Source organism: Variovorax sp. HJSM1_2 (genome assembly GCF_049316285.1).
In the GTDB taxonomy this organism is placed as follows: Bacteria; Pseudomonadota; Gammaproteobacteria; order Burkholderiales; family Burkholderiaceae_C; genus Rhodoferax_B.
In genome coordinates, this window is record NZ_JBMOXA010000023.1 from 19,978 (window position 1) to 36,459 (window position 16,482).

A 16,482-nucleotide genomic window follows, 5' to 3' on the forward strand; every position below is an offset into this window, starting at 1 on the left:
GTGCAAGCGAATCTGCTTTTTGTAGATGGGCGCATACACGCGCGCTGCGTAACCTTAGGTCTGTTAATTCAATATGTTTTGTTGCGTAGCGCCGCTTCTGGCCTGCGGCAGCAGAAGACCCAAGGAGACATCAGTTGGCTAGCAAAGTTCATCTCAAGATCGCCATTGCGGAACACCCGCACACCTCGGCGATTCGCAACGGCTCCATTCCCATCGAAGGTGTGGATGCCGAGTTTGTAACCGTACAACCGCAGATCGGCGCTTTCCGCCGCATGGTGCGTGATGTCGAGTTCGACGTCTGCGAAATCGCCCCCACCACCTACATCATTGCCCGCGCCTACGGTGCACCGTTTGTGGCCCTGCCCATCTTTGTGGTGCGCCGCTTCCACCATGCGGGTTTGCTGGTGCGCCCCGACGCGGGCATCCACACACCCAAGGATCTGGAAGGCAAGAAGGTTGGTGTGCGAGCCTACTCGGTGACCACCGGTGTGTGGACACGCCAGGTGCTGATCGACGAGTTCGGCCTTGATTCTTCCAAAGTGACCTGGGTGGTGGACGATGAAGAACACGTGACCCAGCTCAAGCTGCCGGGCAATGTGGTGCATGCGCCTGCCGGCACTTCGCTCAACGAGATGATGGCCAAGGGTGAGCTGGTGGCCGGTTTCGCCGCCGCCGCCGGCATTGGCCGCACCGGTGCCCCCACCGGTGGCTGGAAGGAAGCCGAGGCCGACTACCCCGACCTGTTCCCCAACGCGGCAACGCTGGAAGCCGAATACTTTGCGCGCACCGGCATCTACCCCATGCACGGCACCATCGTGGTGAAAGACTCGGTGCTGGCTGAAAACCCCTGGGTGGCCAAGTCCATCTACAAGGCCTTTGACCAGGCCAAGAAGGAATGGCTGGCCAAGCTGGACGCGGGCCAGGCCACCAGTGCCGGCGACAAGAAGTACCTGGAGCTGCGCAAGATCGTCGGCCACGACCCGCTGCCCTACGGCTTGCAGGAAAACCTCAAGACCATAGAAGCGCTGGAGGCCACGGCCTTCAAGCAAAACCTCACACCGCGCCGCATGGCCATCAACGAGTTGTTCGTTGACCCACAAGCCTGAACGCCACGGAGCTCAACATGATCATCGATTGCCACGGTCACTTCACCACCGTCCCGGCCTCCTTCCGCAACTGGCGTGCCAAGCAGGTTGAGTTTGCCAACGACCCGGTCAATGCCCCGGCACTGTCGGGCGCCCATGTGTCGGACGACGAAATCCGCGAAGGTGTGGGCAACGGCCAGCTCAAGCTGCAGCAGGAGCGCGGCAGCGACCTGACGCTGTTCTCGCCGATTGCCGGCCTCATGAGCCACCATCTGGGTAACGAGCGCACCAGCCTCGCATGGGCCACGATCTCCAACGATCTGGTGCGCCGCGTCTGCGATCTTTATCCCGACAATTTTGTGCCCGTGGGCATGTTGCCGCAGTCGCCGCTGGCGCCGCCGAAGAACTCGGTTCCCGAGCTGCGCCGCATTGTTAATGAACTGGGTTTTGTGGGTGTCAACCTGAACCCAGATCCCAGCGGCGGCCACTGGACGGGTCTGCCCATGACCGACAAGTCCTGGTACCCGGTGTACGAGGCGCTGTGTGACATGGATGTGCCGGCCATGATCCACGTCGCGGCTTCGTGCAATGTGTGCCACCACGGCACCGGCGCGCATTACCTGAACGCCGACACCTCGGTCTTCATGCAACTGCTGCAGGGCGATGTGTTCAAAGACTTCCCCTCTCTGCGCTTTGTCATCCCACACGGCGGTGGTGCCGTGCCCTACCACTGGGGGCGTTACCGCGGCATGTCGCTGGAGATGGCCAACCGTCCGCTCGAAGGCCTGCTGGACAACATCTTCTTCGACACCTGCGTCTACCACCAGCCCGGCGTGGAACTGCTGACCAAGGTGATACCAGTGAAGAACGTGTTGTTCGGCTCTGAAATGATTGGTGCCGTGCGTGGCCGCGACCCGTTCAACGGCCAATATTTTGACGACACCAAACGCTACCTGGACGGCTGCACCGCGCTGACCGATGCCGACCGCCAGGCGATTTTTGAAGGCAACGCACGCCGTGTGTATCCACGTCTGGATGCGCTGCTGAAACAACGTGCCCAACAGACGGAGGCCGCATGAACATCGTCGACATTCATCCACACATCATCTCGGATGATGAGAAGCGCTACCCCCCGGCACCGCTGTTTGGCAAACGCTCCGATTGGTCGCAAGAGCGCCCCAGCACCGTTGAATCGTTGATCGCCGCGATGGACACAGCAGGTGTGGCCAAGGCTGCCGTGGTGCATTCCTCCACCACCTATGGTTTCGACAACGCCTATGTGGTGGACGGCTGCAACCAGTACAAAGACCGTCTGGTGGCGGTGGGTTCGGTTGACATGCTGGCCGACGATGTGCCTGCCGTCATCAAGACTTGGGCCGACAAAGGCCTGGCCGGGTTGCGCATCTTCACCGGTGGCTCGACCAAGGACTTCGACCCCAGCGAGCTGGACAACCCCAAGTCCTTCAAGGCCTGGGAAATGCTGGCCGAACTGGGCCTGCCCATGTGCATACAGACGGGGCCCATAGGGCTGCCGCAGGTGCGCATGCTGGCCGAGAAGTTCACGCGCGTGAACATCATCCTCGACCACCTGGGCCGCCCGGATGTGCTCGACGGCCCGCCGTACACCAACGCACAAAGCCTGTTCGACATGGCCGACCTGCCGAATCTGTACATGAAGCTCACACCGCGCATCTTTGGCGACGTGCAAAAGGACAAGGCCAGTGCCGAGACCTTCTTCCCGCGTGTGGTGGAGGCCTTTGGCGCCAAACGCATGGCCTGGGGCTCGAACTTTCCGACCTCGCCCGGTACGCTGTCGGAGATCCTGGCCACGGCGCAGGCCGGCCTGGCCAGCCTGAGTGAGGAAGACCGCACCTGGGTCTTTGGCAAGACGGCGCAGAAGCTCTATCCGGGGCTTGCCTAGACCTAGCTCTGGTGATCCCGGCCATTCGCGGACAAGGCGCCGATAGAGCGCCATCCCAACCCTAACGGTTCAGCACATCAAAGAGAACGACATGGAGACAAGCACCTCGAAACCAACCGGCACTGCCAGCGTCTGGGCCATCCTGGCCCTGCTGACGGTGGGCCTGTTGATTTCTTTCATAGACCGCACCAGCTTGTCGTCCGCCTTGGCGGACAAGCATTTCATCGAAGAGTTTGCATTGAGCAGCGTGGACCGGGGTTGGCTCAACTCGGCCTTTTTCTGGTCTTATGGCCTGATGCAATTGCCCATGGGTTGGCTGGTGGACCGTTACGGCGTGAAGTGGCCCTACACCATTTGTTTTCTGCTGTGGTGCCTGGCCACGGCGCTCACCGGCCTGGTGACGGCTCTCGCAGGGCTGATCGCCATGCGGCTGATCGTGGGCGCGGCAGAGGCCATCGTGATCCCAGCTAGCTACCGCTGGATAGGCAGCAACATGGGCGAAAACCACAAGGGCCTGGCCGCCGGCATCCTGTCCATGGGCGGCAAGTTTGGCCCGGCCATTGGCGCCCCCGTCGCCGCCTGGTTGATCGTCAGCTACTCGTGGAAGTGGATGTTTGTGCTGACCGGGGTGCTGGGCCTGATCTGGCTGTTGCCCTGGCTGATGATGGTGCGCAACGACCTGCCGTCCAAGACCGAGTTGGTCAGCAACAAGGCCAAGGCCTCGTCGGTCACGCTGGGTGGCCTGTTGAAGGCGCCGGTGATCTGGGGCGCCATGATCAACAATTTCTGCTACGGCTACTTCGTCTTCTATTGCATGACCTGGATGCCCGCCTATCTGGTGGAGCAGCGTGGCCTGTCGCTGAAGAACTCGGGGCTCTACACCTTCTTCAGCTTTGCGGGCATCGCCATCGTCGCCACCTTTGCGGGCTGGCTGGCCGACCGCATCATAGAGCGCGGGGGTGACGCGGTTTTTGTACGCAAGGCCTTTGTGATTGCCGGCTTCATCGGCGGCAGCACCGTGTTGTTTGGCAGCTTTGCCGAAACGCTGGACCAGGCCTTGTTCTGGAACGTGTTGTCGCTGACGCTGCTGGGCCTGGCCACTGCCAACAACCTGGCGTTGTGCAAGCTCACGCTGATCCCCAAACCGGCCATCGGCCTGGCCACCGGGGTGCAGCAATTGGCCACCAGCCTGGCCGGTGGTGTGTCGGCAAGCCTGTCGGGCTGGTTGCTGCATGTCAGCGGCAATTACGACTTGCCCATGAAGGTGATCGTGCTGTTCTTGCTGATTGGTGCGACCAATACCGCCATCTTGCTGCGCCCCAAGTGGGCGCCCAAGGTGGCGGGTGATGAGGCCAAACGGCCTGACGCGGGGGCCGCCGGGGTGCCCAAGGCAGAAGCGCCCGCGAAGTCAGGCGCCTGAATCAACCCCGCTTTTGATCAAGACGGCAGACGGCGAGGCTGCCGCAGAGCTTCCTTTTTTGACCACCCATTCAAACACACAAAACTATGGCAAAAATCGTATTCGGCATGGCGGTACCGCACAGCGGCATGCTGGGCCAGGCCCCCGAAGACTGGTTGAAAAACGGCGAACGTGACCGCAGCAACCCGGCGCTTTGGTTCCGCAACCGCACCTGGACTTACCCGGAGCTGGAAGCGCACCGTGGTGCTGCATTCGAAAAATTCCTGACGCTGGAAGAGCGCACCACACGCGCCCAACGTTGCCGCGCCGCACTCGATGAAATGGCCGCCGCTTACCAGCGCGCCAAGATCGATGTGGCCATCATCCTGGGCAAGGACCAGCAGGAAATCTTTGTGCACCACTCGCCCTCCATCGCCATCTACTCGGGCGAAGAGGTGCACAACGGCCCGCCACAGCGCGCCGTTTATGCACCCGACCACCACGTGGTGCACAAGTGCCACCCCAAACTCGCGACCTACCTGATCGACACCTTTCAAGCCAAGGGCTTCGACCTGACCGACCTGTTCGCCTGGCCGGAGAACGTTTGGATGGAAAAGCAGATGAAGCAAAAGGCCGACTACCCCGTGGTGCCGCATGCCTACAGCTTTGTCTACCACCAGATCATGGGCGACAACCCGCCGCCGCACGTGCCGGTGCTGATGAACCTGTTCTACCCGCCCACACAGCCATCCATGGCGCGCTGCATTCAGTTTGGCGATGTGTTGCGTGACGCCATAGAGGCCTGGCCCGAGGATGTACGCGTGGCCATCATCGCCTCGGGCGGTTTGTCGCACTTCGTCAACGATGAAGAGTTTGACCAGGATGTTTTGCAGAAGCTGGCCAGCTACGACTACGACGGCCTGGCCGCCATTCCAGACGGCTGGTTCCAGTCCGGCACTTCGGAGGTCAAGATTTATTCGACCGTGATGAAGGCACTGCAGCACACCGGCGCACAGATGACCCTGGTGGATTACGTGCCGTGCTGGCGCACTGCCGCCGGCACGGGCGAAGGCATGGGCTTTATGTACTGGGATCCCGAAAAGACGTGAGTCTTTCTCCGCTGCCTCCCGCATCCCTGAACAAACATATTTGAATCAAAGAGAAATCAACATGAGTAACGACAACCGCCTCAACAGCGTCATCCGCGCATTCGAATCCGGCAAACACGCGTTTGCCGCGTTCGCCAAGCTAGACAAACAGACTGCCATCGAAATGGCCGATTCGCCGTATGACGGCATCGTCTACGAGATGGAACACAACCCCTACGATGTGTCTGCGTTTGGTGATGCGCTGCAGTACATGCTGAACCGCAAGCAGATCGCGGAATCGGGCTCGGTCGCGCCCAAGGTGACACCGCTGGCACGCATCCCGGCCAACGGCGCCGAGATGAACCAGAGCTTCGCCAAGCAGGTGCTGGACCGTGGCGCCTACGGCGTGATCTGGCCACATGTGTCTACCGTGGCGCAGGCCTACAACGCCGTGGCCTCGTGCCGCTATGCACGGCCTAAGAATGCGCCGCTGTACGAGCCCAAGGGATTGCGCGGTGACGGCCCGGCGAACGCCTCGCGTTACTGGGGGCTGTCTATGGCCGAGTATTACGAGCGCGCCGATGTCTGGCCGCTGGCGCCCAGGGGCGAGATTCTCGTTGGCCTGATGTGCGAGAGCCCGGAGGCCATAGACAACCTCGACGACATTCTGGCCAACGTGCCGGGCATTGGTTTCATCTTGATTGGTGAGGGCGACCTGAGCCAGGCTTTGGGCTACCCGCGCCAGTACGAGCACCCTGAAGTGCTAGACGCCATGCGCAGGATTGTCGAGACCTGCCACAAACACAAGGTGATTGTCGGCAACCCGCATGTCACCGCGAAGAACCACCGCCGCCTGATCGAAGAGGGCTACCGTTTCCTGATGGCCGCGCCGCAGCGCACCTACGGCGTGGTGGGCTTGGCCCAGCAAGCCGCCACCAGCTACTGAAGACGCGCGCCATATGAACGGAGCTGAAAGCCTGGTCGATACCCTGGTGAACCAGGGGGTGGACATCTGTTTCGCCAACCCCGGTACCTCGGAGATGCATTTCCTCGCGGCGCTGGAGAACCCGAAGATGCGCAGCGTGTTGTGCCTGTTCGAAGGTGTCGCCACCGGTGCCGCCGATGGCTGGTACCGCATGAAAGACACACCGGCGTCTACGCTGCTGCACCTGGGGCCTGGCCTGGCCAATGGCTTGGCCAACATCCACAACGCCAAACGCGCGTCCTCGGGCATGGTCAACATCATTGGTGAGCATTCGGCCGCGCACCTCAAGTACGACCCGCCGTTGACCTCGGATATCGAAGGCCTGGCGCGCCCGCTGAGCCATTGGGTGCGGCGTGCGGAATCGGCCAGTGCGATTGCGTGGGACACGGCGCAGGCCGTGGCCAAGGCCAGTGAACACCCGGGCCAGATCGCCACGCTGATTCTGCCGGGTGACACCTCTTGGCAGCAGGCCGCGCTACCGCTGCTGCCAGCACTGCAAAAGCCTGGCCTCAAGGCCCCGAGCGCCGAGCGCATTGCCCACGTGGCGCGTGTGCTGCAGTCGGGCGAGCCCGCGTTGATCATTCTGGCGAACAAGGCCACACGTGGCCAGGCCTTGGTGCGTGCGGGCCAGGTGGCTGCGGCCACGGGCGCACGGCTGGGTTCTCAGTTCTTCACTGCGCGTATTGAGCGCGGGGCTGGGCGCGTGCCCATCGAGCGTATTCCCTACGCCGTGCCGCAGGCGCAGGCTTTTCTAAAAGACTTCAAACACATCATCACCGTGGAAACGCGTGAGCCCGTGGCCTTCTTCGCCTACCCGGACAGGCCTAGCCTGCTGAAAGCCGAGGGTTCGCTGGTCCACCCCCTGGTCGAAGCCGATGAAGACAGTGCACTGGCGTTCGAGATGTTGCTGGAGGTGCTGGGCGCCACCCATGTTGCTCCGGTATTGCAGCCACGCATCGCAACACCTGCACCCAGCGGCGCGCTCAACCCGCTGAGCATTGCCCATGCGCTGGCCGCTGCACTGCCGGAAAACTGCATTCTGGTGGACGAGTCGCTGACCACAGGGCGTGAGTCCATGGGCCACACCCTGGGCGCCTTGCCACACGACCTGATCAACAACATGGGCGGCTCGATTGGCTACGCCACACCTGTGGCCACGGGCGCGGCATTGGCCTGCCCGGACCGGCGCGTGTTCTGCATGGTGGGCGACGGCAGCGCCATGTACACCATACAGTCGCTCTGGACCCAGGCGCGCGAGAGTCTGGACATCACCACCATCATCTTCGCCAACAACAGCTACGCCATCCTGAAAGCCGAGTATTCCAACATGGGTGCGGGTGTGCCGGGCGCCCGGGCGCTGTCGATGATAGACATCGACCGCCCGCGTATCGACTGGCTGGCCATGGCCAAGAGCATGGGTGTGCCCGCCGTGGCCGTGGACACCGCCGAAAGTTTTTACAAGGCCATGGTCGATTCGGCCCGCGAGCCCGGCCCACGGCTGATCGAAGTACGCCTTTAACGCACCTGATGAACCCCCCCCCTGATTTCCCGAGGAGACCAATATGAGCACCACCGCCACCGAAGCGCCCACGCTGCGCACCAACCTCTCTGAATACGCCGTCACCAAGGCCATGCGTGATGGCCGGGTCAAGTCCGAGCTGGTGAACCTGGACTTCTGCGGCCCCACGCCGGCACACAACGGCTTCAAGGCCATGGTGCGCGAAAGCGCTTTTGATGCGGGCGAACTGGCCATCGTCACCTATCTGCAGGCCAAGGCTTATGGCAAGCCGTATGTGCTGTTGCCAGCGCCCATCTCGGGCCGCTTCCAGCACCATTGCGCCGGGTTCAACATCGACTTCGGCCACCTCGACCCTAAAGACATCGAAGGCAAAAAAGTCGGCGTGCGCAGCTACGCTCAGACCACCGGCCTGTGGATCCGCGGCGTGCTGCGCCATGAATACGGTGTTGACCTCGACAAGGTCACCTGGATGACCTTGATCGACGGCCACCTGGCCGAATACAAAGACCCGGAAAACTGCATCCGCCTGCCCGCCGGTTCGGCTATTCCGCAGATGATGCTGGACGGCGAGATCAGTGCGGCGCTGCTGGGTGAAGACATGCCCAAAGACCCACGCGTGCGCACCCTGGTGCCCGATGCACAGGCCGCCGCCAAGACCTGGTATGCGCGCGAAGGCATAGTGCCCATCAACCACATGTTTGCGGTGCACAAGGACCTCTCTAAAAAGCGCCCCGACATCGTGCGCGAGCTGTACCGCATGGTGGCCGAGAGCCGAGCCCTGGCTGAAGGCGGGGTGCCTGCGGTGTTCCCACCGCTGGGCCTGGAGGCCAATCGCAAGGGGCTGCAACTGGCCATAGACTGGGCGCTGGACCAGAAGATCATTCCGCACCGCTTGAGTGTGGACGAGTTGTTTGACGATGTCACGGGCAGCCTGGGCTGATGTGGTTCAAGAGGCGTCTTGCAATACCATTCTGATGGATTGAATACACAGCAAACACGGTGTACACGGCCTGCTGCGCTGGGGATTCCCCTCTTGCCCATCACACGAGGGGAATCCAAGATGCGGCTACTCAAGCTTGTTCTATTTCCATGGACTCAGTTCACTTTTTATTCACCTGGTGCGCGCCTCAACAAGGTGTAGCCGGAGCGTCGTCATGAGACACCTGGCCAGCAACCGTTCGCCGCGCGAGCGCAATCTTCTGGCGGCGCCCGTGCCGGTGCCCAAGGTGCGCCTTTACGTTGAAACCCCGGAGACCCAGCAGTCCTGGTTTGTCAACGTGGGGCACGTCACCGAAGGCGGGCGTCGGCGTACCGCGCCGCACGCCCATCCGTTCTACGGGCAGGTGATTTTTGTGCGCATTGGCAAGGGCGTGATGAACCTGGAAGGCAGCAGTGTGCCGTTTGAAGGGCCTTGCGCGCTGCTGCTGCCAAATGAATGTGTGCACGGGCTCGAGTACGAAATCGACGTGGACCGTTGGGTGGTGACCATAGAGGAGACCTACCTCAAGCAGGTCAATACCAAGCTGCCGGAGTTCATGCAGTTGTGGACCGAGCCCCGGGTGATTCCGCTGAGCTACGACGCCGAGGCACCGGCCGATTTCTACGGCCTGATCAGAAGACTGGAGCAAGAGATACGCTCCAAGGCGGCCGGGCATGCGGTGGGTACCGAGGCCGCGCTGACCTCGCTGCTGCTGATGCTGGCGCGCGGCACCAGGCTGGACCAGATCGACCAGGAGGGCGCCACGCGCAAGGCCATTCGCCTGGCCGATCGCTTCCGTGAGTTGATTCACCAGCACTACCGCGAAAACCTGCGGCTGCAGCACTATGCGTCCATGATGGCGGTGTCGCCTGCGCAACTGCGCGCCGCCTGTGTGGCCGCTACCGGGCTCAGCCCGACCAAGCTGATCCATGCGCGCCTCATCACCGAAGCCAAGCGCAACCTGATTTTTGGTGACATGTCGATCGAGCAGATCGCCTATGGCCTGGGCTTCATCGACACGGCGTATTTCACCCGCTTCTTCCGCAAGGAAGTGGGCCAGTCGCCCAGCCAGTTCCGCCTTGCGGCGCGAGACCACACGCATCAGGCGATGTGACGGGTTCAGCGGCAGGGGCGCTTTTATACCTGTCGTTTTTCCACGCGGCTGTGCCGCGACAAAAGTGCAAGTGAATCAGCCTTTCGTGTAGGGGCAGCTGCTGGCTCCTGTCCTATTCTTTGGTCATTGCCCGGCCCTTGTGCCTGGCGACAAAAGAATGACAGGAGACGATTTGAAGATGTTGTGCTGGAAGAGGCTGCTGGGCCTGGTGCTGTTGGCAACGTTTGGCGCACAAACGGCGGTGGCTGCAGAGTGCGCCGCCACTGAGTTGGCTTATGTCGGCACCGATGGCCAGCACCTGCGCGCGCTGCACTTCGATGCCTGCAGCGGCCAGATGGCCATGATTGGTACTGTGGCAGAGTTGCCCAAGCCGAGGTGGGCCGTGCTGCTGGCCCAGCCGCCCGTGCTTTATGTGGCAAGTGATGGTGACGGCAAAGTAGGCAGCGTGGTGTCTTTCGCGCTAGACCGGCACTCCGGTGCGCTCACCAGGATCAATGAGGCCGCTGCCGGTGGCGCTGGCACCACCCATCTTTGGCTGGATCAGGCTTCCAAGACCCTGCTCGCCGCCAACTTTGGCAGCGGCTCGGCGGCCAGCTTGCCGCTGCGCCCGGATGGCAGCGTGGGCGCCGTGGTGTCCACCCTCAAGGCGACAGGCTCGGGCCCGCACCGCCGCCAGGCCAGCCCACATGCACATGGTATTTCCGTGGATCCCACTGGCCGTTACGCCCTGGTGGCCGACATGGGCGCCGACCGCGTGTTCGTATATGAGTTTGACCGCGCCACACATGCCTTGGCCACGGGCGATACACAAGCCGAAGCCGCCTCTCGTAGCTTCGCAACGCCTGCCGGCAGCGGGCCGCGCCGCGCCATCTTTGGTGCAAGCTCTGGCGCAAGCTCTGATGCGGATGGGCGCTTTGTGTATGTGCTGAACGAACTCACCGCCGAGGTGATGGTGTTGCGCTGGGATGGTCGGTTGGGGCGGTTGTCACTGGTGCAAACAGCACCGCTGTCTGGCCCGGCGTTTGACGGCGCCAAGAGCGCCTCGGAGATCGCCGTCAGCCGCGACGGCCGTTTTGTGTATGCCTTGAACCGTGCCGAAAACACCATTGTGGTGTTGCGCGTCGACCCAGCCTCCGGTGAACTCTCGACCGTGCAGCGTTTGCCCAGCGGCGGCGAGGCGCCGTGGGCGTTTGACATCCATACATCGGGCCAATGGCTGCTGGTGGCCAACTACCGCAGCAACCGCTTGAACCTGTTCCGCATCGACGCCGCATCCGGTCTGCTTGCAGACAGCGGACAGGCACTGGAATCACCCGCGCCGGTGAGCATCACCTTCGCCAATTAAGGGGCCACCGTCCGGTGTTCCCCAAAACATCATTTGCAGGAGACAAAAAACGTGGACCGTAGAAAATTTATCGGCGGCGCTTACGCGGCCGTGCTGGCCCTCGCGCAGAAGCCGCTGGCCGTGTTGGCGGCAGAACCGAACAAAGCCGCCCAGGGCGCGTTGCTGCTGAACCGCATCGGCCCCGCAGCCTCGCAGATTTTTGTGGCCAACGCCGATGGCAGCAACGAGCGCAAGCTGATAGACAGCGGCACGCTGGACTACAACGCCTCCTTCTCGGCCGATGGCCAATGGTTGGTGTTCACCTCCGAGCGTGATGGCCTGGGCAACTCCAACATCTACCGCGCGCGTGTCGATGGCTCCGAAGTGGAGCGGCTGACGGACTCTCCCGCGGTCGACGATGCCGCCGCGCTGTCCCCTGATGGCAGCAAGCTCGCCTTCGTCAGCACGCGTGATGGCTTTCTCGCCAACATCTGGGTGCTGGACCTCAAAACCCGCGCCTTGCGCAACCTCACGGGTGCCAGCGGGGTACAGGGAAAAGCAGATCTGCCCAACGGCTTCTTCCGCCCCTCGTGGTCGCCCGACAGCCAATGGCTGGCGTTTTCATCCGACCGCAACACCGAGTGGAAGGGCCACCACAACGGCGCGGGTTGGGAGCACACACAAGAGCTCAGTGTCTACATCATCCGCGCCGATGGCAGCGGCTTCCGTCAGGTGGCGAGCCGGCCCAACCACTGCCTGGGCTCGCCTAAGTGGTCACCCGACGGCAAGCGCATCGTCTTCTACGAAACGCTGGCCGAATACACCTATTGGGTGCTGCGTCCCGACCTGCTGCCAAAAATCGATTCGCAAATTGTGTCGGTCGACGTGGCCAGCGGCGCACGCATAGAGCACACCAGCGGGCCGGGTTTCAAGCTGGGGGCGCAATACATCTCCATGGACGAGATCGCCTACCGCCGCAAGGGTGGGGCCGACGCCGGTCTGTATTCCACGCTGGTGGGCAAGGGTGTGGTGAAGATAGACCGCCTGCGCACACCAGCCTGGTCGCCAGACGGCAAACAAGTGGTCTACGAAAAATTCACCTGGGGCGGCTGGAAGCAGAACCAGTCGTTATACAGCTGGGATGCCGAGCGTGAGTACCGCTACACCGATGTCTGGCCCGCGTTCTCCAAGGACGGCATGATGGTGCTGACCGCCAAGGGGCAAGACTCGTCGGTGGACATCATGCGGGCCGATGGCAGCGAGCGCAAACGCATCTTTGATGTCAGCAAACAAAGCGACCTCGACCCGGTGTTGGTCAAGCGTGGCCTGGCCGGTGCGTTCTACCCGGTGTGGTCGCCCGATGGGGAATGGGTGGTTTTTGGCCTGGGCAGCTGGTTCACCGAGCGTGGCAATGGCCGCGCGCGGTTGATGCGTGTGCGGCGCGACGGTTCGGCCGTGGAGCAACTCACCGACGACTCGGTGTTCAACGCCGGCTTCCCCAGTTATTCGGCCGACGGCAAGGAGGTGGTGTTCCGCGCCTGGGGCAAGGATGGCCAGGGCTACGACCAGCAGGGGTTGCGCATCGTCAACCTGGAAACGCGCAAGATCCGTGTGTTGACCAAGGACTACGACAACCTGCCGCTGTGGTCGCCCGATGGCAGCCGCATCATGGTGACACGCGGCGTGAAGAAGGAAGGCAGCATCTGGTCCAACTTCGACATCTTCACCATTCGCCCCGATGGCACAGACCTGCGCCGCCTCACCACCAGCGAGGCCAGCGACGGCCACGCGGTATGGACCAACGGCGGCAAACAGATTCTCTGGAACAGCGCCATGGCCGGTTACCGCGATGAGGCCTGCATGTATGACCAGACCTTCCAACCCTATGGCCAGGTGTTTGTGATGGACGCGGACGGCAGCAACAAGCGCCAGATCACTGACAGCATTTGGGAAGACTCCACGCCGCAGTTTGTGCCGCCGGGAGCGCGGTAGTCACCACGAACAGGCTAAAAGCTCGGCGCAGTGATGGGCTTTGCCTGTTCTCCTAAGTCAGAACGAGAATAGGAGACAGCGTGAGAAGACGCAGTTTTATGGCGCGCTGCTCGGCGGCGCTGGCGCTTGCCGGCCCGCTGGCCCAGGCTGGCGCGCAGACTTATCCGGTCAGGCCTATACAGTTGTTTGTTGCGCTTGGACCCGGTGGTGCCGGCGACTTGGTGGCCCGTATGCTGGCGAAAAAAATGGGGGAGAGCATGGGGCAACCGGTGGTGGTCGAAAACCGGCCAAGCCCGGTGGTGGCGGTGGCGACCGTTGCCAAGGCCAAGCCCGACGGCTACACCATGATGATGGCAGGCAGCGGAACAGCGCTGAGTTCGTCGTTGTTCAAAAGCCTGCCCTACGATTTGATGGCTGACTTCATCCACGTCTCTACCATGGCCTCTTTTGATTTGGCCCTGGTCACCGGCAGCCAATCCAGTTTCAACTCTGTGGCCGATGTTTTGGCCTACGCAAAGGCTAACCCCGGCAAGCTGAACATCGGCACCATACGCATAGGCAGCACTCAGCATCTCAGCGCCGAAATGTTCAAGTCCATGGCCGGTATTGATGTGGTGGTGGTTCCCTACAAAACCACGCCCGATGTGGTGACCGCCTTGCGCGCCAACGATGTGCAGGTGGCGATGGAAATCCTGTCGCCCGTGCTGGGGCAGATCAAGGGCAAAAATATCAAGGCTTTGGCCGTTACCTCGACCCATAGGTTTCCCGGCCTACCCGATGTACCCACCGTGGCTGAGAGCGGTGTACCAGGCTTCGAGGCCAGTTCGTGGAATGGCATCAGTGTGCCCGCTAGAACACCTGCGGAAATTGTGGCCCGGCTGGGCAAAGAGGTGCAAGCCGCGATATCCTCGCCTGAGGTGTTGGCAGAGCTGCAGGCCATGGGCATAGTCGCAAGCCCCAGCACTTCTGAACAGATGAGCTTGCGCATGAAGCGCGACATGGCGAAGTGGCAGGGCGTGATCCACAAGGCGGGGATTCCACGGCAATGACCCATATGCTGGAAACCGGCGCGCCTGTGTCGGCTGAGCCAAGGGCACGGGGCACGGCCGAAGTCTGAATGCCGGCATATCAGCTGCCGCTCAGCCCCTCTTGTGCACGCGTGACCAGCGTATGGACATCGCCGTCGCTGCGCAATCCCAGGCGTTCGGCCTGGGGCGTCAAGAGCGGCGGTGCGCTGGCAAACAGCCGTTCCACGGCAGGCTGAGGCGCGTAGTGCAGCAACTGTTCTGCCGACCCTCCAAAGCGTTGCAGCAACTCTTCTGCTACGGCTTGTATGGACAGGTGCAGCACCGGCATTTGGTAGCGACGTTCGGCCGACCATTGGGCCGGGTTTATTGTGGCCATCTGCAGCAGGTTGTCTACGCAGGCGCCGACCGATATCCACCAGCAGCGGCCTTGGGGCGAGATCGGCAAGGTGATGGCTTGGCCCCTGGCCATGGAGCAGAACAACTGGCTCATGAAGGCGGAAACCAAACCGGTGTTTTCATCGGGCCGCGCCACCACGCCTGGCAGCCGCAAAGAAGCACCCTGCACCCAGCCGCGCCGGCTGGCATCGGCCAGCGCGATCTCGCACATCAGTTTGTGCGCGCCATAAGTGGTAGCCGGTGCTGGTGGCGAATCCTCGTGCAGCACCGCACCCAGGTTCTCGCCATAGACCGCGACCGAGCTGGCGTAGATGAAACGTGGTGGGGTTGGCAGAGCACGGCAGGCCTCGACCAAGCCCAGCGTGGCATCCAGATTCACACTGCGACCAAGCGCGGGATCGCGTTCCGCCGCACCGCCAGGCACACTGGCCAGGTGGAAGATGACATCGGGTGCGGTGTTGATGGCCATGCGCCGTACGGCGTCATCTGCGAGGCTGCCGCGTACCACGCGCACCCGCGCATCGCCGCTGCTGTTGGCAGCCGCCAGATCCAGCAGAATCAATTCTTTGATAGGCTGGCCCAGTAGCCCAGCGCTGAGCAGCCTGTGCACCAGCGCCTGGCCGATGAACCCCTGGGCCCCCGTCACCAATACCCTGCTCATGGCTGGTACTCGACCACACGCTGGTCGACCACGCCGAACGGTCCGGCCGTGCCGTCTTCAAAACGGGCTTGCATGCGTACACGGTCGCCAAACTGCATGAAGCCAGTGCTGGCCTTGCCCAGGTCAATCATCTCGATCACGCGGCGCTCTGCAATACAGGCCGAGCCTGCGCTGCGCGCCACGTTGGAGACGGTGCCCGAGCCTATGAGCGTGCCCGCGCTGAGGCGCCGGGTGCGCGCTGCGTGGGCAATCAGCTCACCGAAGCCGAAGTTCATCTCGCCGCCATGGGGATGGCCAAAGTGGGCGCCGTTCCACTCCACGTGTAACTGCAGATGCACGCGGCCGTTGAGCCAGGCTGCGCCCAGTTCATCGGGGGTGACCGCCACGGGTGCAAAGCTGGTCGAGGGTTTGGCTTGCAGGAAGCCGAAGCCGGTCTTCATTTCGTGTGGACCCAGCGCACGCAAACTCCAGTCATTGAGCTGCACCACCAGACGCACCGAGGCGAGCGCCTGCGCCGCTGAACAGGCCATGGGCACAGGCCCGACGATCACGCCAAATTCACCTTCGAAATCTATGCCATGTTCCTCTCGGGGCAGCGGCACATCGGTTGTGGGGCCGAGGAAGTCGTCACTCGCGCCTTGGTACATCACCGGCACGGTGTCAAACAGTGGAATGGGTTCGCTGTTGAAGGCCTGCTCCATCAAGCGTCCGTGGTTCAAGAACGCCGAGGCGTCACACCACTGCGGGGCGCGTGGCAGAGGTGCTGCACAAGCTTGCGCGTCAAATGCCTGCGCGTCGGGGCAATCCCCGGCATTCAGCCGGTCGTAGAGCTTTTGCAGTGCCGGGGCCGTGGTTTCCCACTGCTGCAAGGTGGTCAACAGGTTGGGCGCGATGGCCGAGGCATCGGCAACCAGGCTGAGATCACGCGAGACAACGATCAGGCGACCATCAGGCTGGTCGGAACACAAGCTGGCAAGTTTCATCGGGGAGC

At 62.3% G+C, this 16,482-nt stretch carries 14 protein-coding genes; 12 read left to right on the forward strand and 2 right to left on the reverse strand.

Features of this window, described 5'->3' with window-relative positions; translation table 11 throughout:
- Positions 1-134: 134 nt before the first annotated feature.
- The 12 genes from ACFQ95_RS20250 (at position 135) to ACFQ95_RS20305 (ending at position 14,455) form a co-directional block, all read left to right on the forward strand.
- Positions 135-1,106 (forward strand): ABC transporter substrate-binding protein, encoded by a 972-nt coding sequence (locus ACFQ95_RS20250; protein ID WP_422833882.1) that lies wholly within the window; start codon positions 135-137, stop codon positions 1,104-1,106.
- 17 nt (positions 1,107-1,123) lie between these two features.
- Positions 1,124-2,164, forward strand: a complete 1,041-nt coding sequence (locus ACFQ95_RS20255; RefSeq protein ID WP_422833883.1) for an amidohydrolase family protein — start codon at positions 1,124-1,126, stop codon at positions 2,162-2,164.
- Positions 2,161-3,006 (forward strand): amidohydrolase family protein, encoded by an 846-nt coding sequence (locus ACFQ95_RS20260; protein WP_422833885.1) that lies wholly within the window; start codon positions 2,161-2,163, stop codon positions 3,004-3,006. The genes ACFQ95_RS20255 and ACFQ95_RS20260 overlap by 4 nt, the downstream gene beginning before the upstream one ends.
- Before the next feature lie 91 nt (positions 3,007-3,097).
- Positions 3,098-4,426 carry an MFS transporter gene (locus ACFQ95_RS20265; RefSeq protein ID WP_422833887.1) on the forward strand — a complete coding sequence of 443 codons (1,329 nt, stop codon included), beginning with the start codon at positions 3,098-3,100 and terminating at the stop codon, positions 4,424-4,426.
- Between the two features lie 86 nt (positions 4,427-4,512).
- Positions 4,513-5,514 carry a protocatechuate 3,4-dioxygenase gene (locus ACFQ95_RS20270; protein ID WP_422833889.1) on the forward strand — a complete coding sequence of 334 codons (1,002 nt, stop codon included), beginning with the start codon at positions 4,513-4,515 and terminating at the stop codon, positions 5,512-5,514.
- Positions 5,515-5,575: 61 nt separating this feature from the next.
- Entirely contained in the window at positions 5,576-6,439 is an 864-nt protein-coding gene (locus ACFQ95_RS20275; protein ID WP_422833891.1) for an HpcH/HpaI aldolase family protein, read from the forward strand.
- 13 nt (positions 6,440-6,452) lie between these two features.
- Positions 6,453-7,997, forward strand: a complete 1,545-nt coding sequence (locus tag ACFQ95_RS20280; protein WP_422833893.1) for an acetolactate synthase large subunit — start codon at positions 6,453-6,455, stop codon at positions 7,995-7,997.
- A gap of 43 nt (positions 7,998-8,040) precedes the next feature.
- Positions 8,041-8,937: a phosphate ABC transporter substrate-binding protein gene (locus ACFQ95_RS20285; RefSeq protein ID WP_422833895.1), complete on the forward strand. Its 897-nt coding sequence runs from the start codon at positions 8,041-8,043 to the stop codon at positions 8,935-8,937.
- Between the two features lie 214 nt (positions 8,938-9,151).
- Positions 9,152-10,090, forward strand: a complete 939-nt coding sequence (locus ACFQ95_RS20290; RefSeq protein ID WP_422833897.1) for a helix-turn-helix domain-containing protein — start codon at positions 9,152-9,154, stop codon at positions 10,088-10,090.
- A gap of 157 nt (positions 10,091-10,247) precedes the next feature.
- Positions 10,248-11,435, forward strand: coding sequence for a lactonase family protein (locus ACFQ95_RS20295; RefSeq protein WP_422833899.1), 1,188 nt, complete (start codon positions 10,248-10,250; stop codon positions 11,433-11,435).
- Between the two features lie 51 nt (positions 11,436-11,486).
- Positions 11,487-13,406 carry a hypothetical protein gene (locus ACFQ95_RS20300; RefSeq protein WP_422833901.1) on the forward strand — a complete coding sequence of 640 codons (1,920 nt, stop codon included), beginning with the start codon at positions 11,487-11,489 and terminating at the stop codon, positions 13,404-13,406.
- An 80-nt stretch (positions 13,407-13,486) separates the two neighbouring features.
- Entirely contained in the window at positions 13,487-14,455 is a 969-nt protein-coding gene (locus tag ACFQ95_RS20305) for a Bug family tripartite tricarboxylate transporter substrate binding protein (RefSeq protein WP_422833903.1), read from the forward strand.
- Positions 14,456-14,534: 79 nt separating this feature from the next.
- Here the strand turns inward: ACFQ95_RS20305 and ACFQ95_RS20310 are convergent, their stop codons facing one another.
- Together ACFQ95_RS20310 and ACFQ95_RS20315 are read right to left on the reverse strand one after the other, a co-directional pair.
- Positions 14,535-15,491 (reverse strand): NAD-dependent epimerase/dehydratase family protein, encoded by a 957-nt coding sequence (locus tag ACFQ95_RS20310; RefSeq protein ID WP_422833905.1) that lies wholly within the window; start codon positions 15,489-15,491, stop codon positions 14,535-14,537.
- The gene (locus ACFQ95_RS20315) at positions 15,488-16,474 is read right to left on the reverse strand and encodes a fumarylacetoacetate hydrolase family protein (RefSeq protein ID WP_422833907.1); all 987 of its coding nucleotides are present in this window, start codon (positions 16,472-16,474) and stop codon (positions 15,488-15,490) included. Before ACFQ95_RS20315 ends, ACFQ95_RS20310 begins: the two co-directional genes overlap by 4 nt.
- Between the last annotated feature and the right edge of the window lie 8 nt (positions 16,475-16,482).

Excerpts from the sequence above, each read along its gene's own strand:
- ACFQ95_RS20260 (WP_422833885.1), top strand. The coding sequence starts at position 2,161 with ATGAACATCGTCGACATTCATCCACACATCATCTCGGATGATGAGAAG.
- ACFQ95_RS20255 (WP_422833883.1), top strand. The coding sequence starts at position 1,124 with ATGATCATCGATTGCCACGGTCACTTCACCACCGTCCCGGCCTCCTTC.
- ACFQ95_RS20295 (WP_422833899.1), top strand. The coding sequence starts at position 10,248 with ATGACAGGAGACGATTTGAAGATGTTGTGCTGGAAGAGGCTGCTGGGC.
- ACFQ95_RS20310 (WP_422833905.1), bottom strand. The coding sequence starts at position 15,491 with ATGAGCAGGGTATTGGTGACGGGGGCCCAGGGGTTCATCGGCCAGGCG.
- ACFQ95_RS20275 (WP_422833891.1), top strand. The coding sequence starts at position 5,576 with ATGAGTAACGACAACCGCCTCAACAGCGTCATCCGCGCATTCGAATCC.
- ACFQ95_RS20285 (WP_422833895.1), top strand. The coding sequence starts at position 8,041 with ATGAGCACCACCGCCACCGAAGCGCCCACGCTGCGCACCAACCTCTCT.
- ACFQ95_RS20270 (WP_422833889.1), top strand. The coding sequence starts at position 4,513 with ATGGCAAAAATCGTATTCGGCATGGCGGTACCGCACAGCGGCATGCTG.
- ACFQ95_RS20265 (WP_422833887.1), top strand. The coding sequence starts at position 3,098 with ATGGAGACAAGCACCTCGAAACCAACCGGCACTGCCAGCGTCTGGGCC.
- ACFQ95_RS20280 (WP_422833893.1), top strand. The coding sequence starts at position 6,453 with ATGAACGGAGCTGAAAGCCTGGTCGATACCCTGGTGAACCAGGGGGTG.
- ACFQ95_RS20315 (WP_422833907.1), bottom strand. The coding sequence starts at position 16,474 with ATGAAACTTGCCAGCTTGTGTTCCGACCAGCCTGATGGTCGCCTGATC.
- ACFQ95_RS20290 (WP_422833897.1), top strand. The coding sequence starts at position 9,152 with ATGAGACACCTGGCCAGCAACCGTTCGCCGCGCGAGCGCAATCTTCTG.